The sequence below is a fragment of the Mycobacterium sp. WUMAC-067 genome (assembly GCF_020217485.1).
Classification (GTDB): Bacteria; Actinomycetota; Actinomycetes; order Mycobacteriales; family Mycobacteriaceae; genus Mycobacterium.
Genome location: NZ_JAEKMI010000148.1, coordinates 1 through 1312, shown reverse-complemented (window position 1 = coordinate 1312; position 1312 = coordinate 1). Strand labels below are relative to the sequence as shown.

Here is a 1312-nt window from a genome sequence, read left to right as displayed (position 1 = left end):
CTGAACTACCCCAGGTTTAGTTCCGATCCTTATAGGAGGATTGGAAGCTATGCCCCGTCAGTATTCGCCGGAGTTTCGGCAGCGTGCGTTGCGGTTGTTGGACACTGTGATGGAAGCCTCGGAAGTGTCGGAGTTCGAGGCCATAAAGTCTGTCGCCAGCAAACTCGATATTTCGGAGGAGTCGGTGCGTCGGTGGCGACGCAAGGCCCAAGTCGATGCTGGTGAACGGCCGGGCATGACCAGTTCTGAGCATGCCGAGATCCGTAAGCTCAAGCGCGAGAACGCTGAACTGCGCAGGGCTAACGAGATTTTGAAGTCAGCGTCTGCGTTTTTTGCCGCGGAGTTCGACCGCCCCGCGACGAAATGATCGCCTACATCGATGCTCATCGCGATCAGTTCGGGGTCGAGCTCATCTGCCGTGTGCTGCGGGCAGCTATCCCCGGATTCCTCACCTCGCGGGGTTATCGGGCCGCGCGGACCCGACCACCGTCGGACCGGGAGATCCGCGATGAGCAGCTGATCGCTGACCTTGAGGCGGTGCACCGGCAGAACTACTCGGTGTATGGGGTCAAGAAGATGCACGCGGCGATGACACGGCGTGGTTGGCAGCTGGGCCGTGAACAAACCCGCCGGTTGATGCGCAAGGCCGGGTTGCGCGGCGCCCAGCGGGGCAAGCCGGTGTTCACCACGATCAGCGACCCGGCCGCGATCCGGCCGGCCGATCTGGTCAACCGCCAATTCCGGGCCGCTGCACCGAACCGGCTATGGGTCGCCGACATCACGTTCGTGCGGACCTGGCAGGGGTTCTGTTACACCGCGTTCGTCACTGATGCGTGCACCAAGAAGATCGTTGGCTGGGCGGTCTCGGCCACGATGCGCACCGAAGACCTCCCGCTTCAAGCATTCAATCACGCTGTGTGGCAGTCGAATACCGATCTATCCGAGTTGGTTCATCATTCCGACCGCGGATCCCAGTACCTATCGCTGGCCTATACCGACCGGCTGGCTGAACTGGGGATCGCGCCCTCGGTCGGGTCGCGTGGCGATAGTTATGACAACGCCCTCGCTGAAGCGGTCAACGCCGCCTACAAGACCGAGCTCATCAACCGCGGCAAGCCCTGGCGGTGCATCGATGATGTCGAACTCTCGACCGCCGAATGGGTGGCCTGGTACAACCAGGAACGCCTGCACGAAGCCCTCGGCTACGTTCCACCCGCCGAGTACGAGGCCGCCCTCACCGGCACCTCACACCCTGCGAGCCAGCCGACCCCGGCCCTCGCAACCGAGTAGGAACTAAACCTGGGGTAGTTCA

General features: G+C 62.3%; 1 protein-coding gene and 1 other annotated feature. The gene reads left to right on the top strand.

From position 1 onward, the window contains the following. The first annotated feature begins 49 nt into the window (after nt 1-49). Nucleotides 50-1290, top strand: a protein-coding gene (locus JF781_RS27925; protein WP_374109800.1) for an IS3 family transposase whose coding sequence is annotated in 2 segments (ribosomal slippage) — nt 50-338 and nt 338-1290 — 1242 coding nt in all. Because the reading frame shifts where the segments join, the coding sequence is not laid out codon by codon here. Then, nucleotides 325-442 (top strand) — a sequence feature (AL1L pseudoknot). It overlaps the preceding gene by 118 nt. Nucleotides 1291-1312 lie beyond the last annotated feature (22 nt).